Source organism: Arthrobacter sp. NPDC057259 (genome assembly GCF_042668995.1).
In the GTDB taxonomy this organism is placed as follows: domain Bacteria; phylum Actinomycetota; class Actinomycetes; order Actinomycetales; family Micrococcaceae; genus Arthrobacter.
The window spans coordinates 1-26,043 of the sequence record NZ_JBHUYA010000011.1 but is presented as its reverse complement, the minus strand read 5'-3'; the positions used below and the strand labels follow the sequence as shown (position 1 = coordinate 26,043).

The following is a 26,043-nucleotide window of genomic DNA, read 5'->3' as shown; positions in this document are numbered from 1 at the left end:
CCGGTCGTTGAGAAGCCCGTGGCTTAGAACCCGTCAACGGCCTTCAGCTTCGGCGACTCTTCCGCGTCGGCTGCCTTGACGCCGACGCCGAGCTTTTCCTTGATCAGGCGCTCCAGCTCCGCTGCCAGCTCCGGGTTGTCACGGAGGAAGCGGCGGGAGTTCTCCATGCCCTGGCCCAGCTGGTCACCGTCGTAGGTGAACCAGGAACCGGACTTCTTGATCAGGCCGTGCTCGACACCCATGTCGATGATGCCGCCCTCGCGGGAGATGCCCTGGCCGTAGATGATGTCGAATTCGGCGATCTTGAAGGGCGGGGCCATCTTGTTCTTGACGATCTTGGCCTTGGTCCGGTTGCCGACCGAGTCCGCGCCCTCCTTGAGGGTCTGGATCCGGCGGACGTCGATGCGGATAGAGGCGTAGAACTTCAGCGCCTTACCACCGGTGGTGGTTTCCGGGGAGCCGAAGAAGACACCGATCTTCTCGCGGAGCTGGTTGATGAAAATGGCGGTGGTCTTGGTCTGGCTCAACCGGCCGGTGATCTTACGCAGGGCCTGGCTCATCAGGCGGGCCTGCAGGCCGACGTGGCTGTCGCCCATGTCGCCTTCGATTTCGGCGCGGGGCACCAGCGCGGCGACGGAGTCGATCACGACGATGTCCAGCGAGCCGGAACCCACCAGCATGTCCATGATTTCCAGGGCCTGCTCACCGGTGTCAGGCTGCGAGACGAGCAGCGCGTCCGTGTCCACGCCCAGCTTGGCAGCGTATTCCGGGTCCAGGGCGTGTTCGGCATCGATGAAGGCCGCGATGCCGCCCTGGCGCTGGGCGTTGGCGACGGCGTGCAGCGCCACGGTGGTCTTACCGGAGGATTCGGGGCCGTAGATCTCTACGACGCGGCCACGGGGCAGGCCGCCAATGCCAAGGGCGACATCCAGGGCGATGGAGCCGGTGGGAATGACCTCGATGGGGGCGCGGACTTCGTCGCCCAGGCGCATGACCGAGCCCTTGCCGAACTGCTTGTCAATCTGGGCGAGTGCTGCGTCGAGCGCCTTCTGGCGATCCGGGGCTGCGGCCATGATTCACACCTCAAAAACTTTCTCATTGGAGAGTGGCCGTCACGGCCGTTGCTGTCATCACCGACGTTAGGGGCAGCCACTGACAAAGTTGCCGCCGTCGTCGCGTATGTGGAAAACGCTTTGAAAAAAGCATAGCCCGACCCGAACAGATATTCGAACAATCCCCCGGCGTGTCAGGCACCGCGGGAGGCCAGGCGCCCACGGTCCGGGCATGGTTCACCGGACCGGTTCCCGGGCCGACGTCGCCGTGGTTTAGTTCAGCGGGCCCTGGTCGCCGGGTTTGATGTCGCGGCCGAGCCGGCGCTCCGCAGGCACGTCCTGGACGTCACACATGGCCAGCCACACCTGTTTGGGAGGGATGCCGGCGCTCAGCGCCTGGTCCGCGGTGCGTCCTCCCACGCCGGCCAGAACCAGGGAACTGCTGAGGACGCGGGAGTAGCCGGCACCGAACTCGTCGTCCATGAGCCGCCAGAAGTCGCTGATTCGCACCGCACAAGTCTCTCACGGAAGCCGAGCGCGGGGCGGACCCTAGAATGGTTGCTATGAGCACCATTGACCACGCCGCGACCACGCCGGAGCAGGGTTCCGGGGCCGGCGCGGCCTCCCCCGACGAGTCCATCGCCGAGGTGGAACACCAGCTGAGCCTGCTGTGGCGGCGCGCCCGTTCCGTCTCGCAGCGGCTCTCCCGCGAGGTGCACCCGGATATGGAACCCGCCGCGTACGGCCTGCTCTCGGTGCTTCGGGCCCGGGGGCCGATCCGCCTGACCGAGCTGGCGGCATGGCTGGGCGTGGGCAAGCCGTCGGTCAGCCGCCAGGTGGCGTTCCTGGAGGGCCTCGGCCTGGTGTCCAAGGCCGCGGACCCGCTGGACGGCCGGGCGCAGGCGATCAGCCTGACGGCCCTGGGCGAGGAGAAGATGCACCTGGTGCAGGACGCCCGGCGCGAGGTGTTCCGGGACCGGCTGGCGGAGTGGCCCGCCGGGGACCTGGCGGCCTTCGCCGGGTACATGGCCCGGCTCAATGCCAGCTACGAACGGGATGGCTTCCCGCGCGACGAAGACCTCTAAGAGACCTGCGGCGACACGCAAAAGGTCCCCGGCACACCGCCGGGGACCTTTTTTATGCTTTGGGTGACGCTGGGTTTAGCGGGCGCCCGAGAGCAGTCCGGTTCCCAGTTCGTCGTTCAGTTCACTGTCCAAATCACGGCCGTACCGCTGGGAGAATTCCTGCGGAACGGTGTCCGGCACTGCCACGCCCTCGGCCACGGCCACACGGTCGCTGACCTCGCGGAGCATGCTGGAAAGCGGGACATCGAGGGCCGTGCAGATCGAGGAGAGCAGCTCCGAGGAGGCTTCCTTCTGGCCGCGCTCCACTTCGCTCAGGTAGCCCAGGGATACTCGGGCACTGTGCGAGACTTCGCGGAGGGTACGGCCCTGACGCTGGCGGACGTCGCGCAGGACGTCGCCAATTTCGTGACGAAGTACAACCATCTTGCGCTCCTTCTGTTCGCTCTTAGCCTGATCGGCGAGGCCCACATCCTTCCAGCGGACAACGCCGTTTACGGATACGGGCTGCTTTACCATCTGTATCGCCTTGCTCCCTCGTTGGTCGGTTCGCCGTTTCGGTGCGAACGTCTCGGTGACTTCATCCTATGCGCCGCCCTTCTTCGGTGGCGACACAATGTAACAACTATTCGAAATCACGTTTTGTTCCCCGTTACTTTACGGTCCGGTAGCACCGCCGACGGCGTCGAGCAGCCGTTCGAGTGCGGCGCCGCAGGAGAGCGCCCGGATCTCTTGACGGCTGCCCTCGAAACGGTAGGGGTACGACGCCGCGCCCTCCGCGGTGGCGACGCCGATGAAGACGGTGCCCACGGGTTTGCCGTCGTGGGCGTCGGGGCCGGCGACGCCGGTGGTGGAGACGCCGACGTCGGCGCCGCACGCGCGGCGGGCGCCCGCGGCCATGGCGGCGGCCACGTCCCCGTCGACCGATCCGGCCGTCTCGAGGAGGACCTCCGGGACACCGAGCACCGCGGCCTTGACCTCGTTGGCGTAGGCGACCACGCCGCCGCGGAGCATCGCGGATGCGCCGGGCGTGTCGGCGAGGACGGCGGCGACCATGCCGGCCGTGAGGGACTCGGCTGTGGCTACCGTCAGGCCGGCGGCCACGGACCGTTGCACGGCCTCGCCGGCGAGGCGGTGCAGGTTCGGGTGGGCTCCCGGGTGCAGCGTCGGGTGGGCTTCCGGGCCGGTCACGGGGCGCCCTCCTGGATCTTCTGCTGCTGCGCCTTGATGCCGCGGGCGCGGAGCTTCATGGCCTCGATGACGTACTCGGCGCCGGTCCAGACCGTGATGGCGAGGGCCGCGAGCATCACGATGAAGCCCAGCACGCCCAGCCACGGGGCGATCGCGGCGAGCGGGACGACGTAGAGGAAGATCGCCGCGGTCTGCACGACGGTCTTGAGCTTGCCGCCGCGGGAGGCGGGGATCACGCCGTAGCGGATAACGAAGAAACGCAGTGCGGTGATGCCCCACTCGCGGATCAGGATCAGGGCGGTCACCCACCAGGGCAGTTCGCCCAGCAGGGAGAGCATCACCAGGGCCGAACCGATCAGCAGCTTGTCCGCGATGGGGTCCGCGATCTTACCGAAGTCGGTGACCAGGCCGCGGCTGCGGGCGATGTCGCCGTCGAGCTTATCCGTATAGATGGCGACGGCGAAGACGGCGACGGCGGCCCAGCGCCACGGCCCGTTGCCGGCGTGCAGGCCCGGGGCATCCGCAACGAGGCACCAGATGAAGAAGGGCACCAGCGCGATCCGCAGCATCGTCAGGATGTTGGGCAGGTTCCAGATCTGCGGGGCGGACCCGGGGTTGTTCTCGGCGCTAGTCACTCTCTTAGGCTACCGTCTGCACCGGTTACCGGCCGGTGAGCGACCAGGCGTCCTCGGAGCCCTCGTCCTCGCCGCCGTCCGCGCCGTCATAGTAGTCGACGCTTTGGGCGCGGTTGTCCAGGTCCGCCGCCACGAGGTCCTCGGCGTAGCCGCCCTGGGCGATGTTGGCGTTGGCGTTGTCGCTCAGCGCGGCGGTCTGCGAGTCGGCCGCGGCCGGGGCCTCCTGGCCCTTCATGGCCGCCAGCACGGCCGCGAGGTCGTCCGGCTTGACCAGCACGTCGCGGGCCTTGGAACCCTCGGAGGGTCCCACCACTCCCCTGGATTCGAGCAGGTCCATGAGCCGGCCGGCCTTGGCGAAGCCGACGCGGAGCTTGCGCTGCAGCATCGAAGTGGAGCCGAACTGCGTGGTGACCACCAGTTCGGTGGCCTGCAGCAGCACCTCGAGGTCGTCTCCGATGTCGTCGTCGATCTGCTTCTTTTCCGCCTCGGGGGCGACGTCCTCGCGGTAGACGGCCTGCAGCTGGCCCTTGACGTGCTCGACCACCTTGTGGATCTCGGATTCGGTGACCCAGGCGCCCTGGACGCGCATGGCCTTGGAGGCGCCCATGGGCAGGAAGAGGGCGTCGCCCTGGCCGATCAGCTTCTCCGCGCCGGGCTGGTCGAGGACGACGCGGGAGTCGGTGACCGAGGAGGTGGCGAACGCCATCCGGGACGGGACGTTGGCCTTGATCAGGCCGGTGACGACGTCCACCGAGGGCCGCTGCGTGGCGAGCACCAGGTGGATGCCGGCGGCGCGGGCCAGCTGGGTGATGCGTACGATCGAGTCTTCGACGTCGCGCGGGGCGACCATCATCAGGTCGGCGAGCTCGTCCACGATCACCAGCAGGTACGGGTAAGGGCGGATGACGCGCTTGGAGTCCACGGGCGGGTGGACCTTCCCGGCGCGGACGGCCTTGTTGAAGTCGTCAATGTGCTTGAAGCCGTAGTTGGCCAGGTCGTCGTAGCGGGCGTCCATCTCGCGGACCACCCACTGCAGCGCCTCGGCGGCCTTCTTGGGGTTGGTGATGATGGGGGTGATCAGGTGCGGGACGCCCTCGTAGGCGGTCAGTTCCACGCGCTTGGGGTCCACCATAACCATGCGCACCTCGTCCGGGGTGGCGCGCATCAGGATCGAGGTGATCATCGAGTTCACGAACGAGGACTTACCGGCACCGGTGGCACCGGCCACGAGCAAGTGGGGCATCTTGGCGAGGTTGGCCACGACGTAGCCGCCCTCGACGTCCTTGCCGACGCCCATCACCATCGGGTGGTCCGTGCGGCGGGCGTTCTGGCTGCGGAGGACATCGCCCAGGGAGACGGTCTCGCGGTCCGTGTTGGGGATCTCGATGCCGATCGCGGACTTGCCCGGGATGGGGCTGAGGATCCGGACGTCGGAGCTGGCCACCGCGTAGGAGATGTTCTTGGACAGGGCCGTGACGCGTTCGACCTTGGTGCCGGGCGAGAGTTCGATCTCGTACCGGGTAACGGTGGGGCCGCGGCTGAAGCCGGTCACGGTGGCGTCCACGTTGAACTGGGTCAGGGTGTCGGTCAGGGCGGCGACGACGGCGTCGTTGGCCTCCGTGCGCTCCTTGGGGATGGAGCCCGGGGTCAGGAAGTCCGAGGCCGGCAGCGTGTAGGTGACGTCCCCGGCGAGGGAGAGCTGCTCGGTCCGCTGCGGGATCGGGGTGGGCTGCGGTGCGGGGGCGACGGGGTTGGCCGGGACCTTGGGCGCGGCGGCGGCGCCCGCGGTGACGGACCCGGCGGCGATCATGCCGGGGGTGATTTGCGGGATCGCTTCGGTGGCGTTCTCCGGAGTGGCGCCGTCCGCCGCGGCGCCCAGGCCCTGGGCGGCCTTGATCTTCTCGACGGCGATCTCGGCCTGGGTGGGCCGGCGCACGCCGGGCGCGACGGCGGGTGCCTTCCGGCCGCGACGGCCGCCGTCGTCGTGGGCGTCGTCGGGTTCGTCGTCGACGACGGCGTGCTCGAAGGCCTCGTCGCCGACGTAGCCCTCGAGGCGGGCGTCGGCGGCGTCCTGGTCCTTGCCGAAGAGCCGCTTGCGCTTCTTCTTCGGCGCGGGGGCGTCGTTCTCGTAGAGGTAGCTGCGGTCGTGGGCGTTGGTCTCCGGCTCGTCCCGGAGATCGATGCCCATGAGGTGTTCGTAGGCGCCGCGTATCCGGGAGGGAATGGCGCCGAACGGTGTGGCCGTGACGATCAGCAGGGAGGTGAACGCGAGCAGGCTGTAGAGGGCCACCGGGACGGCGGGGTGGATGGTGGCCAGCGGCGCGGCGGCGAGGTAGCCGAGCATGCCGCCGGCGCGGCGGAGGCCGTCGAAGCCCTCGGCGACGCCGGGCTGGCCGCCGATGATGTGTGCGAGGCCGCAGCCGGCGAAGGTCATGATGAGGAAGCCGATACCGACGCGGTTGTTGCCGCGGCCGTCCACCGGCTGGCGGAAGAGCCGGAAGGCGCAGACGAACAGCATCAGCGGCAGGAGCAGGGCCATCCAGCCGAACGTGCCGTTAACGATCCCGTAGACCAGGTCCGGGAGCCAGCCGCGGAAGCCCCACCAGGCGAAGGTTGCCACGAAAACGCCGAGGACCAGGTTGAACAGGGCGGCGCCGTCGCGGCGGTCCTCGGGGTGGAGGTCGCTGACGTCGGAGCCGATGCGGCGGATCCCGGCGCCCAGGACGTGCCCGACGCCGAGCCAGGCGCCAGCGACGACGCGGACCAGCCAGGGCTGGTGCGGCTCGACGGCGGCCATCTGCCGGGTGCGGGCCGTCCCCTGCGTGCGGGATTTGGACGCGGCTGCGCTGGAGCCTTTGGCCGAAGATGTGCCTGATTTGCCCCTCGGGCTGCCGCTTGAGTTGCCTCTAGGCGCGGAAGTAGTTCGTGTCGCCATACCTGCCACGGTACCCGAGGACCGGCCGGATGCCCCGGATTTCCGGGGCGGAGCGGGCCATGTTGGCGCTCCCCGGCCCGGCTGGCTCACGGCGTTCCCCCGCTCTTGGCGGCTTCACGGCGCGGCGGGGCCGGTTAACGCCGGACGGCTCCCCCGGCCGGGCCGCGCGGAGGCGGAACCGGAGGGAGGAGCCGTTCGGGTGCTGCTGGTGCTGCCGGGGCCTACGCCTCGAGGACCACCGGGATGATCATCGGCTTGCGCCGCAGCTTGCGGTTGACCCAGGTACCGATAACCCGGCGGACGACCTGCTGCAGCTGCTGCGTGGTGTGGTCGCGGTTCTTGACGGCGTCCTCGAGCGCGACGTTGATCTTCGGGATGATCTCGTCGAAGACCGAGTCGTCCTCCGCGACGCCGCGGGCGTGGATCTCCGGGCCGGAGACGACCTTGCCGGTGGCGCGGTGGATGACGGTGACGATCGAGATGAAGCCCTCGTCGCCGAGCGTCTGGCGGTCCTTGAGGTCCGCCTCGGTGACCTCGCCGACGCTGGAGCCGTCGACGTAGACGAAGCCGACCTCGACCTGGCCGACGATGTCCGCCTCGTGGTCGCGCAGGTCGATCACGGTGCCGTTGTCCGCCAACAGGATGCTCTCCTCCGGCACGCCGGAATCCAGGGCGATCTTGCCGTTGGCGATCAGGTGCCGGGTCTCGCCGTGCACCGGCATGGCGTTGAGCGGCTCGAGGATGTTGTAGCAGTAGAGCAGCTCGCCTGCGGCGGCGTGGCCGGAGACGTGCACCTTGGCGTTGCCCTTGTGGATCACGTCCGCGCCGAGCTTGAGCAGGCCGTTGATGATGCGGAAGACGGCGTTCTCGTTACCCGGGATCAGGCTGGAGGCCAGGATGACGGTGTCGCCCTGGCCGACGACGACGCGGTGGTCGCCGTTGGCCATGCGGGACAACGCGGCCATCGGCTCGCCCTGGGAACCGGTGGACATCAGCACCACGCGGTTGTCCGGCAGGTTGTCGATGTTCTTGATGTCCACCAGGATGCCGGCGGGCACCTCAAGGTAGCCGAGCTTGGCGGCGATGGCCATGTTGCGGACCATGGACCGGCCGACGAAGGCGACCTTGCGGTTGTGGTTGGCCGCGGCGTCGAGCACCTGCTGGACGCGGTGCACGTGCGAGGAGAAGGAGGCGACGATGATGCGCTTGGACGCCTGGCCGAAGAGGCGGTCCAGGGTGGGGCCGATCTCCTTTTCCGCGGTGGTGAAGCCGGGAACGTCGGCGTTGGTGGAGTCCGAGAGGAACAGGTCCACGCCTTCCTCGCCGAGCTTTGCGAAGTGGCGCAGGTCGGTGATGCGGCCGTCGAGGGGCAGCTGGTCCATCTTGAAGTCACCGGTGTGCAGCACGGTGCCGCCGGCGGTGCGCAGGAAGACCGCGAGGGCGTCCGGGATGGAGTGGTTGACGGCCACGAACTCGCACTCGAAGGGGCCGAACTTCTCGACCTGGCCCTCGTTGACGATCATGGTGGTCGGCTTGATCCGGTGTTCCTGCAGCTTGGCCTCGATCAGCGCCAGGGTCAGCTGCGAGCCGACGAGGGGGATGTCGTTGCGCAGGCGCAGCAGGTACGGGACGGCGCCGATGTGGTCCTCGTGGCCGTGGGTGAGGATGACGGCGACGACGTCGTCGAGGCGCTTCTCGATGTAGGAGAAGTCCGGGAGGATCAGGTCGACGCCGGGCTGGGTCTCCTCGGGGAAGAGGACGCCGCAATCAACGATCAGCAGCTTGCCGCCGATTTCGAAGACCGTCATGTTGCGGCCGATCTCGCCGAGGCCGCCCAGCGGGACGATCCGCAGGGTATTGGCGGCCAGTTTCGGCGGCGTGACGAGGCCGGGGAGGGCGGTTTGGGTCATAGTGCACTACTTTCCAGGCGGGGCATGGCAGGTCGGGGCGTGATGCGGCGCGGGGCCGGATCAGGCGTAGACGAGCCCGGCCTCCGCCAAGTCCTCGCGGATTGTTTCGATCTCGGCTTCGCCCGGCTCCACGAGGGGCAAACGGACAACCGAGTTGGGCAGGACTCCCTGCCACTTGAGAACTTGCTTCGCAGCTACAGCGCCCTGAATGTGGGTCATCACTGCACGGACCACGGGGTCCAGTTCGAAATGTAGGGTGCGGGCGGTGGCGAAGTCGCCCGCAAGCGCGGCGTCGATCATGGCCCGGAACTGCCGGGTCGCGACGTGCGCGGAAACACTGACGAGCCCGACGGCGCCGGCGGCCATCCAGGGCAGGGTGAGGCCGTCGTCGCCGGAGTAGACGTCAAGGTCCGTGTTGGCCAGCACCTTGGTAACGGCAGCGAAGTCGGCCTTGGCGTCCTTGAGAGCGACGATCCGGGAGTGGTCCGCCAACCGGATCATGGTCTCGGGAAGGATCGGGACGCCGGCGCGGCCGGGGATGTCGTAGACCATGACGGGCAGGTCCGCCGCGTCGGCGACAGCCTCGATGTGCGCCTGGATGCCGGCCTGGCTGGGCTTGTTGTAATACGGGGTGACGATCAGCTGGCCGTGGGCGCCGGCCTTGGCGGCCCGCTTGGCCATCTCGATCGAGTGCGAGGTGTGGTTGGTGCCGGTACCGGCGATGACCTTGGCCCGGTCCCCCACCGCCTCGACGATGACGCGGAACAGCTTTTCCTTTTCGTCGTCCTCCAGGGTGGAGGTCTCGCCGGTGGTGCCGGAGATGACGAGGGCGTCGTTGCCGTCGTCGACGAGCTTGGAGGCCAGTTCGGCGGACTTCTGATAATCGACGTCACCATCGTTCGTGAACGGCGTGACCATGGCGGTCACGAGGGTTCCAAACGTGTACGAGCGAATGTCAGAGTCAGCCATGGCAAAAACGTTACCTTGTCCCCGCAGTGTTAGAACAATAACGGCAACGTGACGCGCATCATCCCCGTTCGGGCGCGGCACCCGGCGCGGCACCCGCTGCGGCGCCGCCCGCTGTGCCGGGCGCTGCGCAGTAGCGGCCCACCGCCTGCTCCCGCAGCGACCCCGCCCAGGCGGCCAGCCGCTGCGCCGCGCGGACGTAGTGGAAGAGCTCGATCGGCGTGAGCGCCTCGACGTCGGTCTCGGCGAGCCGGCGTGCCAGTTCGGCCCCGGGTTGCTGGGCGGACAGGGCGGTTCCCTCGTTGTGCCAGCTGAGGTCCTCCGCGGCCTCCCCGGCCACCAATCGGCGGAACAGGAAATCGACGACGCCGGGGCTCATGGCTTTGAGGACCCCGGAGGACGGCCCGAACCCGGCCGGCTGTGGTTCTGGTGGATGGTTCATGCCGCTCATCTTATTCGAACATATATTCGAACACAAGGGTCGTGACCGGCCCTCGTGAGACGATCGAGGCATGACCTCCCGCGGTACCGCTGCCCGTTCCAGGACCGCCGGCGGGACGCCCCGGACGCCCCGCCTGACCGGCGTCGACGCCGCCCGGGGCCTGGCGTTGCTGGGGATGATGGCCACCCACGTCCTGCCCACCTTCGAGGCCGACGCGGCACTCACCCCCACCTGGGTGGGCCTGGCGTTCTCGGGCCGGGCGGCGGCGTTGTTCGCGGTCCTGGCCGGGGTGGGACTGGCGCTGTCCACCGGCAAGGAGCGGCCCTACGCCGGGCGCGAGCTCTGGGCGGCACGGCGCGGGGTGGCCCTGCGCGCCCTGGTGGTGGCCGCCGTCGGGCTCAGCGTGGGGGCCCTCGAGGTGAACATCGCCGTCATTCTGGTGCATTACGCCGTCCTGTTCCTCTGCATCCTGCCCTTCCTCGGGCTGCGGCCGGGGCGCCTGTTCGCGTTCGCCGCCGGGTGGCTGCTGGCCAGCCCGGTGCTCGCCTACCTGCTGCGCCCGTGGCTGCTGGCACCGGAGCCGCCGCTGCAACTGGGGCACAACCCCGGCTGGGCGGATCTCGCGGAGCCTGCCCGGGTGGCCGGCGACCTGTTGCTCACCGGCTACTACCCGGTGGTGCAGTGGCTGACGTACCTGTTGATCGGACTTGCGCTCGGCCGGCTGCCTTTGGGCCGGGTCGGTCTGCAGGTCAGCCTGGTGGCCGCCGGGACGGCCGCCGCCGTCTTCGCGAAGTGGTTCGGCGGGGTGCTGATGGAGGACCGGGGCGGCCGGGCGGCGTTGCAGGCGGCGATCGGTGACCCCGACTATCCGCTGGCGTCCCTGTTGCAGGTCAACCTCGCCGGCGTGGACCAGTCGGGCTCCGGCTGGTGGCTGGCCACCGCGGCCCCGCACTCGGGCACCAGCCTGGACCTGCTGCACACCTCCGGGGTCGCGGCGGCGGTGCTGGGGGCCTGCCTGCTGCTGGCCCGGCTGGCGGACTGGGTGGAGCTGGACCTGCTCCGCCCCCTGCGCGGCGCCGGTGCGATGACGCTCAGCCTGTACTCGGCGCACGTGTGTGTCATGGCGTCCCTGCATGGCCACCCGCTGCCGTCCGGGTGGAGTCCCGACGGCGTCTTCTGGGCGCAGGCGCTGGCGGTCCTGGCGCTGGGCTGGATCTTCGCGACGCTGTCCTGGCGCGGGCCGCTGGAGTGGGCCGGCCACGGCGCGAACCTGCTGGGCCGGGGCCGAACCCTCGCGGGCCGCTAGGCGGGGCGTCCCCCGGCGTTCCCGCCGTCGCGGTTCAGGCGGACGGCGTCGCGCATGGCCGCGCGGGCGCGCTTCCGGTCGCCGGCGGCGTCGTAGGCGCAGCTGAGCCGGAACCAGGACCGCCAGTCCTCCGGCGCGGCTTCCGCCTCGACGCGGTACTTCTCAAATTCGGCGTCGGCGGCCTCGCGGATGATCCGCCCGGCGGGGGTGCGCGGCAGGGTGTCCTCCGGCAGGCCGCCCTCGGCCTCGAGGATCTTGGCCAGGCGTTCGGTGCGGGCGCCGAAGAGCAGTTCCCGCACCAGTGCCCAGGCCCCGACGATGGGCAGCAGCAGGTAGGCCAGGCCCAGCGCCTTGGCCACCAGGTTGGGGTCGCCGAGCAGCAGCACCGAGCGCTGCAGCGAGACCACCAGGTAGAAGACGAGCAGGAGCGTCACCGCGCCCACCCAGATCTTGGTGCGGTTTGCCTTGAAGGCGGCCAGGACGTTCGCCATCAGAGGCCCAGGTCCAGGTAGCCGTCCAGGCCCACGGTGAGGCCCGGGTGCGCCGCGACGTTGCGGACACCCAGCAGCACGCCGGGCATGAAGGAGGCGCGATCGAACGAGTCGTGGCGGAAGGTCAGCTGCTCGCCGGGGCCGCCGAGCAGGACCTCCTGGTGGGCCACCAGGCCGCGGAGCCGGACGCTGTGGACCCGGACGCCGTCGACGTCGCAGCCGCGGGCGCCGGGGCGCTCGCTGGTGGTGGCGTCGGGGCTGGGGGCCACGCCGGCGGCGTCGCGCTCGGCGGCGATGAGCTGGGCCGTGCGCACGGCGGTGCCGGAGGGGGCGTCCACCTTGTCCGGGTGGTGAAGTTCGATAATCTCGACCGATTCGAAGTAGCGGGAGGCCTTGGCGGCGAAGGCGGAGGCCAGGACGGAGCCCAGCGCGAAGTTTGGGGCGATCAGCACCCCGGTCTCCGGCCGGCCGGCGAGGAGGGCGGTGAGCCGGTCCAGGCGCCCGGCGTCCCAGCCGGTGGTGCCGACGACGGCGTGCATCCCGTGGTCGACGGCGAAGCGGACGTTCGCCTCGGTGCTCTCGGGAACGGTCAGGTCGACGACGATCTGTGCGCCGGCCTCCGTGAGGGTTTCGAGGGAATCGCCCCGGCCGAGGGCGGCAACGAGGGTGAGGTCTTCGGCGGCGTCGATGGCCTTGACGGCCTCCGCGCCCATGCGTCCGTTGGCGCCAAGGACGGCGACGGCGAGTTGTTCGGTCATGCGCTCAACCCTACCGCCGGGGCGCTGGCCGGCCTGAACCGTTACCGCCCGGACCGGCCCCGCGTAACGGGGCACGCGCCGCGGGCGGCTGGCTGCGGGCGTCGGCGGGCACAGGCCGCCGGAGGTGCTACTCCCCCGCGCCTACCCATTCGACGGTGCCGTCGCTGAAGAACTGTTCCTTCCAGATCGGCACCTGTTCCTTGATCCGGTCCACCAGTTCGGCGCAGACGGCGAAGGCCTGCCCGCGGTGCGCGGCGGAGACGGCGCAGACCAGGGCCGGGTCGCCGATCTCCAGCATGCCCGTGCGGTGCGCGGCCCAGATCCGGACCGGCTTGGACTCCGTGCCGGCGGCGGCGTGTTCGGCGACGAGCCCGGCGACGACGTCGGCCATCACCTGGTGGGCGGTGGGGTGCGCGCTGTAGCTCAGCCGGTCCACCGGCTTGCCGCCGTCGTGGTTGCGGACGACGCCGCTGAAGCTGACGACGGCGCCGGCCGTGTCCGACTCCACGGCGGCGATGGCCTGGTCGACGGAGATGGGCTCGGCGCTGAGGACGGCGTGGACGATGTCGAACGTGGCGCCGCCGACGGCGCCGTCGGACGCGGTGCTGTCAGAAGTGGTGCTGTCGGTTGTGGTGGCGTTGGGGTTGGTGGCGTCAGTGCCCATGGGTGCCTTCCAGCTGGTCGCAGAGGTGGCCGAGGATCGGGTCGAGGACGCCAAGGCCGTCCATCACGCCCTTGGGCGATCCGGGCAGGTTGACGATGAAGGTGGTGCCCGCGGCGCCGGCGTGGCCGCGGCTGAGCAGCGCGGTGGGTGTCTTGGCGGCGCCGACGGCCCGCAGCCCCTCCATGATGCCGGGGATCTCGCGGTCCAGCAGCGGGAGGGTCTGTTCCGGGGTGGAGTCGGTGGGGCTGAGGCCGGTGCCCCCGCTGGTGATGATCACCGAGGGGCGCTGGCTGAGCAGGGCGCGCAGGGCGGCACCGACCGGTTCGCCGTCGGGGACCACCATTGCCGGGTAGGTCTCGAAGCCGTGTTCGGTCAGCCAGTCCGCGATGACGGGGCCGGTGAGGTCCTCGTAGACTCCGGCGGCGGCGCGGGTGGAGGCGATCACGATCCCCGCCTTCCGGCCGGTCACCTCGCCGTGGGTATGGGGTTCCCCGTGGGTGTGGGGTTCGGGGTGCTGGTGGGATTCGTGGCTGCTCACAGGGTCCAGTCCCCGCTCTTGCCGCCGCTCTTGGCCAGGACCTTGATGTCGTTGAGCACGGCGTGCTTGTCGACGGCCTTGATCATGTCGTAGACGCTCAGGGCGGCGACGGAGACCGCGGTGAGGGCCTCCATCTCCACCCCGGTCACGCCGCGGGTCTTCACGGTGGCGAAGACGGTGACGGTGTCCGTGCCGAGCTCGAAGTCCACCGTGACCTTGCTGATGGGCAGCGGGTGGCACAGCGGGATCAGCTCCGGCGTCTTCTTGGCGGCCATGATGCCGGCGACCCGGGCGACGGCGAGCGCGTCGCCCTTGGGCAGGTCCCCGGACCCCAGGAGCGAGAGGACCTCAGCGGTGCTGTGCACGGTGGCGGTGGCGGTGGCCTCGCGGGTGGTCTCGGCCTTGGTGGAGACATCGACCATCTGGGCGGTGCCGTCCCGGCGGAGATGTGTCAGCGCGGGCGGGGAGAGTTCTGCGTCGTTCACAGCACCCATACTTCCACCTCATCGCCGGCGGCGAGCTCCGCGGTACCGGCCGGGACGTGCACCAGGGCGTTGGAGAGGGCCAGGGCGTGCACCAGGTGTGAGCCGGGGCCGCCCTCCAGGTGCACGGTGCCATCCGGGGTAAGGGTGCCCCGCCGGACCTGGTCTTTGGCCGCGGGCGAGGTCAGCGGCGCGGCCAGCCGGGCGCGGACGGCGGTCCGGGGTGCGGGACTGCCGAGCAGCCCGGTGAGGACGGGACGGAGGAACATCTCGAAGGAGACCAGGCAGCTGACCGGGTTGCCGGGGAAGCACAGCACCGGGACGCCGTCGAAGGTGCCCAGCCCCTGGGGTCCGCCCGGCTGCATGGCGACGGAGCCGAATTCGACGCCGTGGCCCTCCAGGGCCTGCCGGACCACCTCGTAGGCGCCCTTGCTGACGCCGCCGGTGGTGATGATGAGGTCCACCGCGGGCGCGTGGGCGCGGAGCAGCCGCTCGAGGGCGGCCGGGTCGTCCGCGGTGATGCCGGCGCGGGTGACGGCCAGGCCGGCCTGCCGCAGCCCGGAGTCGAGCAGGGTGGAGTTGGCGTCGTAGATCTTGCCGGCCTCCAGCGGCGTGCCCGGGGCCACCACCTCGTCGCCGGTGGTGACCAGCAGCACCGTCGGGGCGGCGTGCACCGGCGCCTCGGCGAGGCCCAGGGCGGCGAGCAGTCCCAGCTGCCCGGGGCCCAGGTAGGTGCCGGCGGCCAGCGCCCGGGTCCCGGCGGCGATGTCGCTGCCGGCGGCGCGGACGTAGGTTCCCGTGGCCGTGGCGGGCAGCCGGACGGTGGCGGGGCTGCCGGGTTCGGGGAAGACGTCCGGCTCGGCCGCTTCGATCGGTACGACGGCGTCCGCACCCGGCGGGATCATTGCCCCGGTCATGATCGGGGCCGCGGTCCCGGCGGCCAGGGCGGCGGGTTGGGCGCCCGCGGGCACCGGGTCGGTGACGCGCAGCTCGGTGCCGCCCTCGGCCAGGTCCGCGCTGCGCACGGCGTATCCGTCCATTTGGGAGTTGGCGAACGGCGGGAGGTCCAGCGGCGCGATGATGTCGCGGGCCAGTCCGCGGCCCAGCGCGTCGGCCAGCGGCACGGTGTCGGTGCGGACGGCGAGGCCTGCCAGCAGCGCGCGGACCTTGTCCCGGTGCGCCTCGACGCTGGCCGGTCCCGCCGCGGCGGGCTGGGGTCGGGAGTGCATGGGTGCGTGTCCTTCGGCTCGGCGGGCTGGGTTTCTCGGCGGACTGGGGTTCTGGTGTGGCAGGGGTCTGGCGGCGCTCCGGTTAGGAGGTCACGTCAACTGTAACCGTGTGGTATCCGGTGGCTCCGTCCGGCGCGACGGGGGCCTGTGCCTCCACCTGGACGGCTCCCGTGGCGTCCGTGGCGCGGACCTGCACCTCGTAGCTGCCCGGCCCCAGCGGCAGGGCCAGTCTCCATTGCCGCCAGGTGTCAGCGGAGATGCCGGGGGCCAGCTCGGCGGCCTTCCAGTCGCCGCGGTTCACCCGCACCTCCACGGCGCGGATCCCCCGGTGCTGGGCCCAGGCAACCCCACCGAAGGTCACCGTCCCGGCCGGGACCTTCCGGCCCGCGCGGGGCACGTCGATCCGTGACGACGTCTTGATCGGCCCGCGCTCGCTCCAGCCGCGCGGGGTCCAGTAGCCCTCGTCGGCGGCGAAGCGGGTGACCTTCAGCTCGGTGAGCCACTTGGTGGCCGAGACGTAGCCGTAGAGGCCGGGGACGACAAGGCGCACCGGGAAGCCGTGTTCCAGCGGCAGCGGGGCACCGTTCATGCCGATAGCCAGGATCGCGTCCCGGTTGTCCGTGAGGGCCTCCAACGGCGACCCGGCGGTCCAGCCGTCCACGCTGCGCGAGAGCACCATGTCCGCGCCCTGTTGCGGTCCGGCCTGTGCCAGCAGCTCGCGGACCGGCCAGCCCAGCCACCGGGCGTTGCCGATCAGGTCCCCGCCCACCTCGTTGGAGACGCAGGCGATGGTGATGTGCCGTTCGATCAGGGGTTTGGCGAGCAGCGCCTGGAAGTCGAGTTCCACCGGCCGGTCCACCATCCCGGTGACCGTGAGCTTCCAGGTCCGGGGATCCACCACCGGGACGCGCAGGGCGGTGTCGATCCGGTAGAAGTCGTCCGCCGGGGTCACCAGCGGGCCCTGGCCGGGCAGCTGCTGGTCCGCGCCGGCGGGAACGAGCGGGGCGGCCGAGGCGGGGGCGGGAAGCGCCAAGGTGCTGCGGTAGCCGGTGACGGCGGCGGTGGCGCCGCGGAGCGTGCCGGCGAGCACGCCGCCGAGGGCCGCGACACCCGCCGTGATGGAGAAGCTGCGGAGGAACCGGCGTCGGGTGGCCGGTTCCTTCCCGGTGTCCGGGGACGGCAGTGCCGCTGGGAGTGTCTCCGGCGGCGTCTCCGGCTCTAACGCTCTCTCCGGCGCCGTGGCACCGCGCGTCTCCCCCGCCGTCGTCCGCCAGTCACGGAGGGCGCCGATCAGCCAGCGCAGCAGCACGACGGCGACGGCGGCGGCCAGCAGCGGGGCGGGCACGGCAGCCCCGTCCGCCTCCGGCCGGCCCAGCACCGCGGCGAGTCCGGCCAGTCCGAACACCGCGACGACGGCCGCCCCGGCGAAGCGGCGGCGCAGTTCCAGGACACCGGCGACGGCGGCCAGCACGGCGATCGCCAGCCCCATGCCCGTGAGCAGGGCGAGTTTGTCGGCGGTGCCGAACAGGGAGATGGCCCACTCCTTGACGCCGGGCGGGACGGCGTCGATCACGGCCCCGCCCACCGCTGTCACGGGAGAGACCGAGGGGCTCAGCAACCCGGCCGCGAGTTCCCCGGCGGCCACGCCGGCTCCCACCGCGGCCAACCCGGAGGCCGCCGCCCAGCGGGACACGCGCGGTCCTACGATTTCCGGCCCGGGCGGTCCCGATCGCTGCGCCACCGGCTGCGGGGTATTCATCCTCCCAGCATAGATTCGCCGGGGAGATTCGCGGCCGGGTTCACGGCTGCGTTCGCCCGCTGGGTTCACGGCTGCGTTCGCTGGATGGATTCGCGCCGGCCGGGCGGTGATGCCCCGGCGCAGGTGGCGTAGCCTGACACTATGACTGTTCAGCTTGGCATGCCCCAGCCCCGCGCAGAGGGTGGCTCCGACCCGCAGGCGCCGCAGCCGGCCGGACGCCCGGCCGGGCTTCCCGCGGGCCTGGTGGACCGCTACGGCCGCGTCGCCACCGACATGCGCCTGTCGCTGACGGACAAGTGCAACCTCCGCTGCAGCTACTGCATGCCCGCCGAGGGCCTTGAGTGGCTGTCCAAGGCGGCCGTGATGAGCGCCGAGGAGGTCGTCCGGATTGTGAGGATCGGCGTGGACAGCCTGGGCGTGCGCGAACTCCGACTCACCGGCGGCGAACCCCTGGTCCGCGCGGACCTGCTGGACATCATCAGCTCCCTCCGCCACGCTCACCCGGACCTGCCGATCTCCATGACCACCAACGCCGTCGGCCTGGAAAAGAAGGCCCAGGCGTTGAAGGACGCCGGCCTGACCCGGATCAACGTCTCCCTGGACTCGCTGCACGAGGAGACCTTCACCCAGCTGACCCGGCGTCCATTCCTGAACAAGGTGCTCGCCGGCGTCGACGCCGCCTGGGCCGCGGGCCTGGGACCGGTGAAGCTGAACGCTGTCCTGATGCGCGGCATCAACGACGCCGAGGCTCCCTCCCTGCTGGCCTGGGCACTGGGCCGCGGTTACGAGCTCCGCTTCATCGAGCAGATGCCCCTGGACGCCGACCATGGCTGGACCCGACGGAACATGATCACCGCCGCCGAGATCCGGGACCTGCTGTCCGTGGACTATGTCCTGTCCACCGACCCGCGGGAACGCGACGGCGCCCCGGCCGAACGCTTCGAGGTCCGCGCCCGGGTCCCCGGCACGGACACCGCGGAGGGACCCGTCCTGGGCACCGTGGGCATCATCGCCTCGGTCACCGAGCCGTTCTGCGCCGACTGCCGGCGCACCCGGATCACCGCCGAGGGCAAGATCATGAGCTGCCTCTTCTCGCACGAGGAGACGGACCTCTTGGGGCTGCTGCGCAGCGGCGCCACCGACGAACAGCTCGCCGAACGCTGGCAGGACGCCATGTGGGCCAAGCCCAAGGCCCACGGCATGGACCACGTGGGCCTCGACGCCCCCGACTTCGTCCAGCCGGACCGCAGCATGAGCGCCATCGGAGGCTGACCAACCCGTGATCGTCCGTTACTTCGCTGCCGCGCGCGCCGCCGCCGGCGTCGACGAGGAAACTTTCCAGCTGCCCGAGGGCGCCGACGTCGCCGGCCTGCTCGAAGCCGTGCTCGCCGTCGAACGTCCGGTCCCGCCCGCCGGCACTCCCCCGCTGGCCCGGTTGCTGTCCCGTTCAAGCTTCCTGCTCAACGAGGTGGCCGTCCGGGACCGCGCCACGGCGCTGGCCCCGGACGACGTCGTCGACGTCCTGCCGCCGTTCGCCGGCGGCTAGGAACCCGCCGGGAAACTACTCCCCCGCGAGGGCGGCCCGGACGGTGTCCGCCACGGCGGCCGCGCCGCGCTCGCCCATGATGATTGTGTAGTGGTTCACGTCCGGGACATCCCGGACCTGCAGGGACGGCAGCTTCTCCGCCCAGGTCTCGAGGTAGCCCGGCGCGTACAAGCCGGCGGGTTCGTTGAGCAGCCCGCGCGGCGCCCGCAGCACCTGGGTCGACACCGTGAGGTCCGCCAGCGCCTTCAGCAGCGAGGAGCCCCGGTGCAGGTCCGCGGTGTCCTCCGCCATCGCCTCGTACCGTGTGGCCGGCTTCAGTTCCGGGGCCTCGCCGGTGAGGTCGTAGTCCACGTAGTCGTCCACGAACGGGCCCCAGTCGGAGGCGAAGGCCGGGTGCTTGCGCCAGAAGGAGCGGTAGACCTCGCGGCTGGTGAAGGTGGCGTTGAGCCGCTCCGCCGCCGGGCCCAGGATGGAGGAGACGATCTCGGCGTCGGAGAGCCCCTCAGGGACCTGCAGCGGCAGGCCGCCGTCCACCAGCACCAGGGACCGGACCCGCTCCGGGGACAGGTCCGAGAGGACCACGGAGGCGAAGCCGCCCATGGAGTGGCCCACCACGACGACGGGGCCGGGGGCGAGTTCGGCCAGCACAGCGGTGAGGTCCTCCGCGTGCGAGGTCATGCCGTACGGGGCGGGCAGGGCGTTGCTGCGGCCGCGGCCGCGCAGGTCCGGGGCGATGATCCGCACGTCGGGCAGCGCCTCGGCCAGGTACGCCCAGCACTTGTGCGAGGCGGTGACGCCGTGGACGGCCAGGATGGTCGGGGCGTCGGAGCTGTCCTCCGGGCCCCAGATGGCGGTGTGCATGGTGCCGCCGCGCACGGGGACCTCGACGGTCCGGTAGGTCTGCTGGCTGGTGGTCTGGGTCATGGGTTCGTCCCTTCCTGGGGCGGGGTGGGGTTCGCGGCGGTAGTGGGGGCGGGAAGGCCGGGGTTCGGGGCCAGCCCGCGTTCGATGAACTGCATCATTTCCTCGAAGACGTGCTCGGGAATCTCGGGCCTGGCGCCGGCGGCCGGTTCGGCGCCTTCCTCGTCCCAGAGCACCCAGCGCATGCCGATCAGCTCGCCGATGCCCATCAACGCCCAGGCCGCGACGGTGGGGTCCATGTCCCGGACCTCCCCCGCGAGCTGGGCTGACTTCAGACCCTCGATGTAGCCGTTGACGATCCGGGTGTAGTGCAGGCGGAGGGCGCCGGGCGAGACGAACTCGGCCTGGCGGATGATCCGGTACAGCGCGGGGTGCTCGGCGGTGAAGCGGAAGAACGCCCGGAAGCCGGCCCGTTCGGCGTCGATCCGGTTACCGGCGCTGCGGGCGGCGTCGGTCATGGCGTGCCGGACCCGGCGGTTGAGGTCCTCCACCACCTCGTCGAAAATCGTCTGCTTCCCGTCGAAGTAGAGGTAGAAGGTGCCGAGTCCGACGCCGGCGGCCTCGGTGATCTTGACGATCGAGGCGTCGTGGTAGCCCACCGAGGCGAACACGGCCTCGGCGGCCTCGAGCAGCTTGGCGCGAGTGCGGGTGCCGCGGGCGGTGCGGGGTGCGGTGCTCATCGCCGGCCTCCGGGGGTCGATGCAGTGGTGGTTGATGCGGTGGTCGGGGTGGCGCCGTCCGAGTGACGGGCGGCGAGATCCTGCCGGAGCCGGGCGCGCAGCACCTTGTTCAGCGCCGTGCGCGGCAGCCCGGCGACCAGTTCCACCCGCGACGGGACCTTAAAGCGGGCCAGCTGGCCGGCGCAGTGGTCCAGCAGGTCCTGCTCGTCGGTGGCCATCCCGGGCCGGACCACCACGAACGCCTGCCCGGTCTCGCCCCAGCGGGGATCTTCAACGCCGACGACGGCGGCCTGCGCCACCGCCGGGTGGGCCAGGAGGACGGCCTCCACCTCGGAGGGCGAGACGTTCTCGCCGCCGGAGATGTAGATGTCCTTGAGCCGGTCCACCACCTTGATGTACCCGTCGGCGTCGCGCTCGACCAGGTCACCGGTGTGCAGCCAGCCGCCGGCGAGGACCGCCGCCGTCGCGGCCGGGTCGCGGAAGTAGCCGGCGAAGACGCCGGGGCCACCCACCAGGAGCTCGCCGGCGGCCGCGCCGTCGAGGATCTCCCCGGTGGTGGGATCGGCGACCGCCACCTCGACGTGCGGGTAGGGCTTGCCGGAGTAGCCGACCATCCGCTCGGCGTCCTGGTTGGGCAGGCAGAGCACGTTTGGGGACGCCTCGGTAAGGCCGTAGCCCTGGCTCAGCGCCACCCCCTTGCGGTGCCAGATCCGCAGCAGTGGCGCGGGCATGGGCGCCCCGCCGACGACGGCGTGCCGGAGGCCGCCGAGTTCCGCGGCGGCGAAGTCGGGGTGCTCGGCCAGCATCAGGTACTGGGTGGGCACGCCCATCAGCATGGTGACGCCGCGTTCGTCGATCAGCTGCAGCACCCGGCCGGGATCGAAGCCGCGCTCCAGCACCACCGTGGCCCCCACCCACCAGGCCAGCAGCGGCTGGATGTTCCAGCCGCCCACGTGGAACTGAGGGAGGACGGCCAGGACCACGTCACTGCTGCCCATGTCCAGGGTGCGGGAGAGCGAGAGGTTGTTCCAGAAGCAGTTGGCGTGGGTCAGCACGGCGGCCTTGCTGGGCCCCTCGGTGCCGGAGGTGAAGATCATCAGCAGGGCGTCGTCGTCCTGCACGGACTGCCGCGGCAGCTCGGCCGGCGCCGGGGTGACCCGGGTAGGCGGCGGGACGGACTTCTCCACCCCGCCCGGACCCAGCGCCGCGGTCCGTGGCCGGTGCGCCAGCAGGGCGCAGGCGGCGGCGCCCAGGGAGTCCAGGTCCGCCTCGACGAGCAGCAGGTGCGGTTCGGCGAGTTCCAGCTGCACGGCCAGTTCCCGGGGCGAGAGCCGCCAGGACAGGGGCACCAGCACCAGGCCGGCCTTGGCGCAGGCGAAGAACGCCACCACGTGGTCGGTGCTGTTGCCGGTGAGGCTCGCCACCCGGTCCCCCACCCGGTACCCGGCTTCGCGGAACCCCTCGGCCAGGGCCGCGGCGCGGCGCTCCAGTTCGAGGTAGGTCAGGGCGCAGCCCCGGTCATCGATCGCGACCCGGTGCGGGGTGGCGTGGCTGCGGTCGGTGGTCCAGCGGCCCAGGGTGTGGAGCCCGTCCCCGCGAACAGGGCCTGCGATGTGGACCGCGGCGGAAGCCGTGTCGGTGGTCATGCTGCGTCCTCCAGAATTTCCCGCGGCGTCTCGGTGGTGCCGTTGCCGGCCCGGCCGCGGCGCCGTTGCGCCAGCCGCTCCGCGGTCCCGGCGATGCCGCCCGGGAGGAAGAGCACCACCAGGATGAACAGCGTGCCGAGGATGAACAGCGGTTCAGACAACGGTACCCGCAGGATGTCCGGAAGGCCCTTGACGGCCTCGGAGTTGGCCAGCGCGGTGAGCCGCTGGTCCAGGATGGTGTAGAAGACGCCGCCGATCACGGCGCCCCAGCGTGAGCCCACGCCGCCGAGTACCACCATGACCAGCAGGGTGATGGTCAGGTCCGAGGAGATGGCCCGGGGCACCGCGCCGCTTTGCAGCAGCAGGAACACCATGCCAATCACACCCACGAGGATCGCGGAGACCACGAAGATCAGCAGCTTCACCAGGTACGGCTGCAGGCCCAGGACGCGGACACGGAGTTCGTTCTCGCGGACCGCGGCGGCGGTGTGGCCGGCCCGGGAGGACTGCACCCAGGTGACGATGATGAAGACAACCACCAGCACGGCCAGCGCCAGCCAGTAGAGGTTCCGGGTGTTCACCACGCCCACCAGGGCCTCGGGCAGGTTGTCCGTGCGCAGGGTCAGGCCCTCGTCGCCGCCGGTCCGGCCGTCCGGGTTGCGGCCGACGATCACCGAGCCGGCCTGGGCGAAGGCGAGGGTGACCATGGCGAACGGGATGCCGCCGACGCGGAGGCTGATGCTGCCCACCACATGCGCCAGCACGATCACGATCAGCAGGGTCAGCCCCATGGCCGGCAGCAGCGGAATCTCCAGGTTCTTCAGGATGATCGCGAGCCCGTAGACGCCGGCGCCGAAATAGAGGGCGTGGCCGAAGGAGAGCAGCCCCGCGACGCCGAGGAGCAGGTGGTAGGTCAGCGCGGCCGCGGCCATCAGCATGCTCATGGCCAGCAGCTGCAGCGATCCCGGGGTGTAGCTGGGACCGGGCAGGATCCCGGGCAGGGACAGGTTGAGCAGCGGCAGGAGGACCAGGAGCAGTACCCCGGCCAGGCCCGCGGCCCAGCCGGCAATCCGGCGGCCGGTGACGGGGCGGCCTCCCCTGCCGCGGCCGGCGCCGGGCGTGTCCGCGGTGCGTGCGCCGTCGTCGTGGGTGGCGCCCTGGCGGCGGGACCGGCGGACTGCTCCGGTGCCGGTGTCGGCGCCGTCGTCGGTGGTGGTCTCGGTGTTGCTGCCGGTGGTGGTCATGCGGTTCTCCCAAGCAGGCCGGTGGGGCGGACGAGCAGTACGACGCCGAGGGCCAGCACCACGACGAAGTCGCCGGTGCCGCCGAGGTAGAAGTTGGCGAACTGCTGGAGGACGGCGACGGCGACGGCGGCGATGGCCGCGCCGGTCAGCGAGCCGAGCCCGCCGATCACCGTGACGATGAAGGCGAAGATCAGCAGCGAGCCGCCGAGCATCGGTGAGACGTAGCCGAAGTAGTGCGAGGCGAGGACGCCGCCCAGTCCGGCCGCGGCACCGCCGATGGTGAAGACCAGGGTGAACGCCTTGCGGACGTCGATGCCCAGGGCGGTGACCATGGAGCGGTTCTCGACGCCGGCGCGGATGATCATGCCGTAGCGGGTCTTCTTCAGGAAGAAGACCAGGGCCAGCAGCACCAGGACCGCCGCGAGGATGCAGACGAACCGGTCGTTGGGGACGCGGGCGCCCAGGATGTCGGTGGTGTCCTTGAACCAGGCAGGCCCCTGGATGAAGACCGGGTCGGTCCCCCAGATGCCGTCGAACAGGGCGACGGTGGCCAGCGAGAGGCCAAGGGTGACCAGGACCTGTTCGATGTGGCGCTGGTAGAGGCGCCGGATCAGGACGAACTCGGTGAAGGCCGCGAACGCGGCGCCGGCGGCGGCGCCGATGAGCAGGGAGACCAGGAAGATCCCCCAGTTGTCGGACCCGGCGCGGCGGGCGATCTCCCAGCCGGTGAAGGCGCCGAGGGTCAGGAAAGCCCCGTGGGCGAAGTTGAGCACGCCCATCAGGCCATAGATCAGGGACAGGCCGGCGGCGACGAGGAAGTACAGCGCCCCGAGGCCGAGGCCGGTGAAGAGCAAGAGGATGACGGTACTCACTGGGCGGCGCCTTTCACGGCAGCGTGGGAGGCCTGGTCCGCACCCGGGTGCGGGTCGTTGGAGACGCCGAGGTGGCGCTGGATCAGGGCGGCGTCGTCGAGGAACTCCTGTGCCGGCCCGGTGTGGACCACGCGGCCGCCGGAGAGGACGACGGCGTCCCCGGCGAGCTGGCGGACCACCTGCAGGTTCTGTTCCACCAGCAGGATCGGCACGGTCCGGGCGGCCTCGGCCAGGGTCTCGGCGACCTCGCCGACGATCTTGGGGGCCAGGCCCTTGGTGGGTTCGTCGACCAGCAGGACCTTGTTCGTGTTCAGCAGGGCGCGGGCCAGCGAGACCATCTGCTGCTGGCCGCCGGAGAGCGTCCCGGCCATCTGGCCGGCACGGGCCAGCAGGTCCGGGAAGAGCTCCTCGACCAGCTGGCGGCGCGGCGCGGCGTCGCGTTCGGCCAGGCGCAGGTTCTCGGCGACGGTGAGCTTGGAGAACACCTCGCGGTCCTCGGGGACGTAGCCGACGCCGCGCTGGATGATCCGGTAGGTGGGGTCCTTGTCGATCCGTTCGCCGTCGAGCGTGACCGCCCCGGAGCGGTCGATCAGGCCGATGATGGCCTTGATGGTGCTGGTCTTGCCGACGCCGTTGCGGCCCAGCAGCGCGGTGATCCCGGCGGCCGGGACGGAGAACGAGACGTCCTCCACCACCTGCTGGCCGGCGATCCTGGCGCTGAGGCGGTCCACGGTGAGGATCGGCGTGACGGGGCCTGGGGCGGCGCCCGGGGTTTCGGGGCGGGGGTCCGCGGCGGGGCTCATACTGGTTCTCCGAGGTAGGCGCTTTGCACGGTGGGGTTGGCCATGACGGCGTCGGGGCTGTCCAGGGCCAGCAGGCTGCCGTGGTGCATCACGGCCACCCGGTCCACCAGGCCCAGCACCACGTCCATGTGGTGCTCGACCATCATGACCGTGCAGCCGCGGTCCCGGTGCATCCCCCGGATGATGGCGGTGAGGGACGGGACGTCCCCCGACGCCACCCCGGCCATCGGCTCATCGAGGAGGACGACGGCGGGATCCGTCGCCAGCAGCACGGCGATCTCCACCTTGCGCTTCTCGCCGTGCGAGAGGTCCCCGGCCGCCGTCGTGAGCTGGCCGCTGAGTCCAACCTCGGCGATGGTGCCCAGGGCGATCCGGGTGGCCTCGTCCGAGGAACCGGGGAAGCGCAGGATGTTCAGGCTTCCGCCGAGTTTGGCCTGCGCGGCGAGCCGGACGTTCTCCAGGACGGAGAGCCGGGGAAAGAGGTTGGAGGTCTGGAAGGTCCGGCCCAGCCCCGCCCTGGCCCGGCGGTGGATCGGCTCGTTGGTGATCGGCCGTCCGTTCAGGGCAATGCTGCCCGCGGTGGGGCGCAGCACGCCGGAGATCAGGTTGAAGAGGGTGGTTTTGCCGGCGCCGTTGGGGCCGATCACGCCGATCATCTCGCCGGCGTTGACGGTGAAGCCGACGGCCTGGAGGATGCGGGCGCCGCCGATCTGCAGGCCGAGGCCGTCCACCTCGAGGGCGGGCGTGGCTGGGGTAGTCATACGGGTCCTTTGTTCTGGCTCGCAGGCCGGTGCGGCCGGGCCGGGCGTGGAAGCTGGAGGCGGTCGCGGCTACACATCTGCGAGCGCACGAGACCCGGGTGCATCGGGGAGGCCGTCAGCGGCTTGTGTT

Annotated in this window: 27 protein-coding genes; 4 read left to right on the top strand and 23 right to left on the bottom strand. The window is 71.0% G+C overall.

Features of this window, described 5'->3' with window-relative positions; genetic code table 11:
- Nucleotides 1-23 precede the first annotated feature (23 nt).
- Nucleotides 24-1,073, bottom strand: a complete 1,050-nt coding sequence (recA, locus tag ACFUCU_RS15825; protein ID WP_290258309.1) for a recombinase RecA — start codon at nucleotides 1,071-1,073, stop codon at nucleotides 24-26.
- 252 nt (nucleotides 1,074-1,325) lie between these two features.
- A complete protein-coding gene (locus tag ACFUCU_RS15820; protein ID WP_377973418.1) occupies nucleotides 1,326-1,562 on the bottom strand; it encodes a DUF3046 domain-containing protein in 237 nt (78 codons plus the stop codon).
- A 44-nt stretch (nucleotides 1,563-1,606) separates the two neighbouring features.
- Between ACFUCU_RS15820 and ACFUCU_RS15815 the strand changes: the two genes are divergently transcribed.
- Entirely contained in the window at nucleotides 1,607-2,137 is a 531-nt protein-coding gene (locus tag ACFUCU_RS15815; protein ID WP_377973417.1) for a MarR family winged helix-turn-helix transcriptional regulator, read from the top strand.
- A gap of 75 nt (nucleotides 2,138-2,212) precedes the next feature.
- Here the strand turns inward: ACFUCU_RS15815 and ACFUCU_RS15810 are convergent, their stop codons facing one another.
- The 7 genes from ACFUCU_RS15810 to ACFUCU_RS15780 form a co-directional block, all read right to left on the bottom strand.
- On the bottom strand, nucleotides 2,213-2,653 hold the full coding sequence (locus ACFUCU_RS15810) for a helix-turn-helix domain-containing protein (protein WP_290258312.1): 441 nt from the start codon (nucleotides 2,651-2,653) through the stop codon (nucleotides 2,213-2,215).
- Nucleotides 2,654-2,791: 138 nt separating this feature from the next.
- Nucleotides 2,792-3,325 (bottom strand): CinA family protein, encoded by a 534-nt coding sequence (locus tag ACFUCU_RS15805; RefSeq protein ID WP_377973416.1) that lies wholly within the window; start codon nucleotides 3,323-3,325, stop codon nucleotides 2,792-2,794.
- Nucleotides 3,322-3,960, bottom strand: a complete 639-nt coding sequence (pgsA, locus tag ACFUCU_RS15800) for a CDP-diacylglycerol--glycerol-3-phosphate 3-phosphatidyltransferase (RefSeq protein WP_364137215.1) — start codon at nucleotides 3,958-3,960, stop codon at nucleotides 3,322-3,324. Before pgsA ends, ACFUCU_RS15805 begins: the two co-directional genes overlap by 4 nt.
- A 25-nt stretch (nucleotides 3,961-3,985) precedes the next feature.
- Nucleotides 3,986-6,895: a DNA translocase FtsK gene (locus ACFUCU_RS15795; protein ID WP_364137213.1), complete on the bottom strand. Its 2,910-nt coding sequence runs from the start codon at nucleotides 6,893-6,895 to the stop codon at nucleotides 3,986-3,988.
- A 221-nt stretch (nucleotides 6,896-7,116) separates the two neighbouring features.
- Nucleotides 7,117-8,805 (bottom strand): ribonuclease J, encoded by a 1,689-nt coding sequence (locus ACFUCU_RS15790; protein ID WP_364137211.1) that lies wholly within the window; start codon nucleotides 8,803-8,805, stop codon nucleotides 7,117-7,119.
- 60 nt (nucleotides 8,806-8,865) lie between these two features.
- Complete coding sequence (gene dapA / locus ACFUCU_RS15785) at nucleotides 8,866-9,774, bottom strand: 4-hydroxy-tetrahydrodipicolinate synthase (protein WP_377973415.1); 909 nt, start codon at nucleotides 9,772-9,774, stop codon at nucleotides 8,866-8,868.
- A gap of 58 nt (nucleotides 9,775-9,832) precedes the next feature.
- Nucleotides 9,833-10,213 (bottom strand): hypothetical protein, encoded by a 381-nt coding sequence (locus tag ACFUCU_RS15780; protein ID WP_377973414.1) that lies wholly within the window; start codon nucleotides 10,211-10,213, stop codon nucleotides 9,833-9,835.
- 70 nt (nucleotides 10,214-10,283) lie between these two features.
- Between ACFUCU_RS15780 and ACFUCU_RS15775 the strand changes: the two genes are divergently transcribed.
- Nucleotides 10,284-11,519 carry a heparan-alpha-glucosaminide N-acetyltransferase domain-containing protein gene (locus tag ACFUCU_RS15775; protein ID WP_364137207.1) on the top strand — a complete coding sequence of 412 codons (1,236 nt, stop codon included), beginning with the start codon at nucleotides 10,284-10,286 and terminating at the stop codon, nucleotides 11,517-11,519.
- Here the strand turns inward: ACFUCU_RS15775 and ACFUCU_RS15770 are convergent.
- The 7 genes from ACFUCU_RS15770 to ACFUCU_RS15740 form a co-directional block, all read right to left on the bottom strand.
- Nucleotides 11,516-12,010 carry a hypothetical protein gene (locus ACFUCU_RS15770; RefSeq protein WP_364137205.1) on the bottom strand — a complete coding sequence of 165 codons (495 nt, stop codon included), beginning with the start codon at nucleotides 12,008-12,010 and terminating at the stop codon, nucleotides 11,516-11,518. The two genes, ACFUCU_RS15775 and ACFUCU_RS15770, sit on opposite strands and share 4 nt — an antisense overlap.
- Nucleotides 12,010-12,768 (bottom strand): 4-hydroxy-tetrahydrodipicolinate reductase, encoded by a 759-nt coding sequence (dapB, locus tag ACFUCU_RS15765; protein ID WP_290258321.1) that lies wholly within the window; start codon nucleotides 12,766-12,768, stop codon nucleotides 12,010-12,012. Before dapB ends, ACFUCU_RS15770 begins: the two co-directional genes overlap by 1 nt.
- A 127-nt stretch (nucleotides 12,769-12,895) precedes the next feature.
- Entirely contained in the window at nucleotides 12,896-13,432 is a 537-nt protein-coding gene (locus tag ACFUCU_RS15760; RefSeq protein ID WP_364137202.1) for a molybdenum cofactor biosynthesis protein MoaE, read from the bottom strand.
- Nucleotides 13,422-13,970: a MogA/MoaB family molybdenum cofactor biosynthesis protein gene (locus ACFUCU_RS15755; RefSeq protein WP_364137200.1), complete on the bottom strand. Its 549-nt coding sequence runs from the start codon at nucleotides 13,968-13,970 to the stop codon at nucleotides 13,422-13,424. The genes ACFUCU_RS15760 and ACFUCU_RS15755 overlap by 11 nt, the downstream gene beginning before the upstream one ends.
- A complete protein-coding gene (gene moaC, locus ACFUCU_RS15750; RefSeq protein WP_364137198.1) occupies nucleotides 13,967-14,464 on the bottom strand; it encodes a cyclic pyranopterin monophosphate synthase MoaC in 498 nt (165 codons plus the stop codon). Before moaC ends, ACFUCU_RS15755 begins: the two co-directional genes overlap by 4 nt.
- Nucleotides 14,452-15,681, bottom strand: coding sequence for a gephyrin-like molybdotransferase Glp (gene glp / locus ACFUCU_RS15745; protein ID WP_364137196.1), 1,230 nt, complete (start codon nucleotides 15,679-15,681; stop codon nucleotides 14,452-14,454). Before glp ends, moaC begins: the two co-directional genes overlap by 13 nt.
- Before the next feature lie 82 nt (nucleotides 15,682-15,763).
- On the bottom strand, nucleotides 15,764-17,440 hold the full coding sequence (locus ACFUCU_RS15740) for a molybdopterin-dependent oxidoreductase (RefSeq protein WP_377973413.1): 1,677 nt from the start codon (nucleotides 17,438-17,440) through the stop codon (nucleotides 15,764-15,766).
- 141 nt (nucleotides 17,441-17,581) lie between these two features.
- Between ACFUCU_RS15740 and moaA the strand changes: the two genes are divergently transcribed.
- Nucleotides 17,582-18,712, top strand: coding sequence for a GTP 3',8-cyclase MoaA (gene moaA, locus ACFUCU_RS15735; RefSeq protein WP_377973412.1), 1,131 nt, complete (start codon nucleotides 17,582-17,584; stop codon nucleotides 18,710-18,712).
- Between the two features lie 7 nt (nucleotides 18,713-18,719).
- On the top strand, nucleotides 18,720-18,986 hold the full coding sequence (locus ACFUCU_RS15730; RefSeq protein ID WP_377973411.1) for a MoaD/ThiS family protein: 267 nt from the start codon (nucleotides 18,720-18,722) through the stop codon (nucleotides 18,984-18,986).
- A 15-nt stretch (nucleotides 18,987-19,001) separates the two neighbouring features.
- On the opposite strand, the gene ACFUCU_RS15725 is transcribed toward ACFUCU_RS15730, so the two are convergent.
- From ACFUCU_RS15725 to ACFUCU_RS15695, 7 genes are read right to left on the bottom strand one after another with little or no spacing between them, the layout of a single operon-like run.
- A complete protein-coding gene (locus ACFUCU_RS15725) occupies nucleotides 19,002-19,910 on the bottom strand; it encodes an alpha/beta hydrolase (protein WP_290258330.1) in 909 nt (302 codons plus the stop codon).
- Nucleotides 19,907-20,587, bottom strand: coding sequence for a TetR/AcrR family transcriptional regulator (locus ACFUCU_RS15720; protein WP_290258331.1), 681 nt, complete (start codon nucleotides 20,585-20,587; stop codon nucleotides 19,907-19,909). Before ACFUCU_RS15720 ends, ACFUCU_RS15725 begins: the two co-directional genes overlap by 4 nt.
- On the bottom strand, nucleotides 20,584-22,233 hold the full coding sequence (locus ACFUCU_RS15715) for a class I adenylate-forming enzyme family protein (protein ID WP_377973410.1): 1,650 nt from the start codon (nucleotides 22,231-22,233) through the stop codon (nucleotides 20,584-20,586). The genes ACFUCU_RS15720 and ACFUCU_RS15715 overlap by 4 nt, the downstream gene beginning before the upstream one ends.
- Nucleotides 22,230-23,477, bottom strand: coding sequence for a branched-chain amino acid ABC transporter permease (locus ACFUCU_RS15710; protein WP_377973409.1), 1,248 nt, complete (start codon nucleotides 23,475-23,477; stop codon nucleotides 22,230-22,232). Before ACFUCU_RS15710 ends, ACFUCU_RS15715 begins: the two co-directional genes overlap by 4 nt.
- A complete protein-coding gene (locus tag ACFUCU_RS15705) occupies nucleotides 23,474-24,349 on the bottom strand; it encodes a branched-chain amino acid ABC transporter permease (protein ID WP_290258334.1) in 876 nt (291 codons plus the stop codon). The genes ACFUCU_RS15710 and ACFUCU_RS15705 overlap by 4 nt, the downstream gene beginning before the upstream one ends.
- Complete coding sequence (locus ACFUCU_RS15700; protein WP_377973408.1) at nucleotides 24,346-25,152, bottom strand: ABC transporter ATP-binding protein; 807 nt, start codon at nucleotides 25,150-25,152, stop codon at nucleotides 24,346-24,348. Before ACFUCU_RS15700 ends, ACFUCU_RS15705 begins: the two co-directional genes overlap by 4 nt.
- Complete coding sequence (locus tag ACFUCU_RS15695; protein WP_377973407.1) at nucleotides 25,149-25,913, bottom strand: ABC transporter ATP-binding protein; 765 nt, start codon at nucleotides 25,911-25,913, stop codon at nucleotides 25,149-25,151. The genes ACFUCU_RS15700 and ACFUCU_RS15695 overlap by 4 nt, the downstream gene beginning before the upstream one ends.
- Between the last annotated feature and the right edge of the window lie 130 nt (nucleotides 25,914-26,043).

Excerpts from the sequence above, each read along its gene's own strand:
- ACFUCU_RS15700 (WP_377973408.1), bottom strand. The coding sequence starts at position 25,152 with ATGAGCCCCGCCGCGGACCCCCGCCCCGAAACCCCGGGCGCCGCCCCA.
- ACFUCU_RS15760 (WP_364137202.1), bottom strand. The coding sequence starts at position 13,432 with ATGGGCACTGACGCCACCAACCCCAACGCCACCACAACCGACAGCACC.
- ACFUCU_RS15795 (WP_364137213.1), bottom strand. The coding sequence starts at position 6,895 with ATGGCGACACGAACTACTTCCGCGCCTAGAGGCAACTCAAGCGGCAGC.
- ACFUCU_RS15710 (WP_377973409.1), bottom strand. The coding sequence starts at position 23,477 with ATGACCACCACCGGCAGCAACACCGAGACCACCACCGACGACGGCGCC.
- moaA (WP_377973412.1), top strand. The coding sequence starts at position 17,582 with ATGACTGTTCAGCTTGGCATGCCCCAGCCCCGCGCAGAGGGTGGCTCC.
- ACFUCU_RS15725 (WP_290258330.1), bottom strand. The coding sequence starts at position 19,910 with ATGACCCAGACCACCAGCCAGCAGACCTACCGGACCGTCGAGGTCCCC.
- ACFUCU_RS15780 (WP_377973414.1), bottom strand. The coding sequence starts at position 10,213 with ATGAACCATCCACCAGAACCACAGCCGGCCGGGTTCGGGCCGTCCTCC.
- moaC (WP_364137198.1), bottom strand. The coding sequence starts at position 14,464 with ATGGGTGCTGTGAACGACGCAGAACTCTCCCCGCCCGCGCTGACACAT.
- glp (WP_364137196.1), bottom strand. The coding sequence starts at position 15,681 with ATGCACTCCCGACCCCAGCCCGCCGCGGCGGGACCGGCCAGCGTCGAG.
- recA (WP_290258309.1), bottom strand. The coding sequence starts at position 1,073 with ATGGCCGCAGCCCCGGATCGCCAGAAGGCGCTCGACGCAGCACTCGCC.
- ACFUCU_RS15810 (WP_290258312.1), bottom strand. The coding sequence starts at position 2,653 with ATGGTAAAGCAGCCCGTATCCGTAAACGGCGTTGTCCGCTGGAAGGAT.
- ACFUCU_RS15695 (WP_377973407.1), bottom strand. The coding sequence starts at position 25,913 with ATGACTACCCCAGCCACGCCCGCCCTCGAGGTGGACGGCCTCGGCCTG.
- ACFUCU_RS15815 (WP_377973417.1), top strand. The coding sequence starts at position 1,607 with ATGGTTGCTATGAGCACCATTGACCACGCCGCGACCACGCCGGAGCAG.
- ACFUCU_RS15790 (WP_364137211.1), bottom strand. The coding sequence starts at position 8,805 with ATGACCCAAACCGCCCTCCCCGGCCTCGTCACGCCGCCGAAACTGGCC.
- ACFUCU_RS15715 (WP_377973410.1), bottom strand. The coding sequence starts at position 22,233 with ATGACCACCGACACGGCTTCCGCCGCGGTCCACATCGCAGGCCCTGTT.
- dapB (WP_290258321.1), bottom strand. The coding sequence starts at position 12,768 with ATGACCGAACAACTCGCCGTCGCCGTCCTTGGCGCCAACGGACGCATG.
- ACFUCU_RS15775 (WP_364137207.1), top strand. The coding sequence starts at position 10,284 with ATGACCTCCCGCGGTACCGCTGCCCGTTCCAGGACCGCCGGCGGGACG.
- dapA (WP_377973415.1), bottom strand. The coding sequence starts at position 9,774 with ATGGCTGACTCTGACATTCGCTCGTACACGTTTGGAACCCTCGTGACC.
- ACFUCU_RS15740 (WP_377973413.1), bottom strand. The coding sequence starts at position 17,440 with ATGAATACCCCGCAGCCGGTGGCGCAGCGATCGGGACCGCCCGGGCCG.
- ACFUCU_RS15770 (WP_364137205.1), bottom strand. The coding sequence starts at position 12,010 with ATGGCGAACGTCCTGGCCGCCTTCAAGGCAAACCGCACCAAGATCTGG.
- ACFUCU_RS15720 (WP_290258331.1), bottom strand. The coding sequence starts at position 20,587 with ATGAGCACCGCACCCCGCACCGCCCGCGGCACCCGCACTCGCGCCAAG.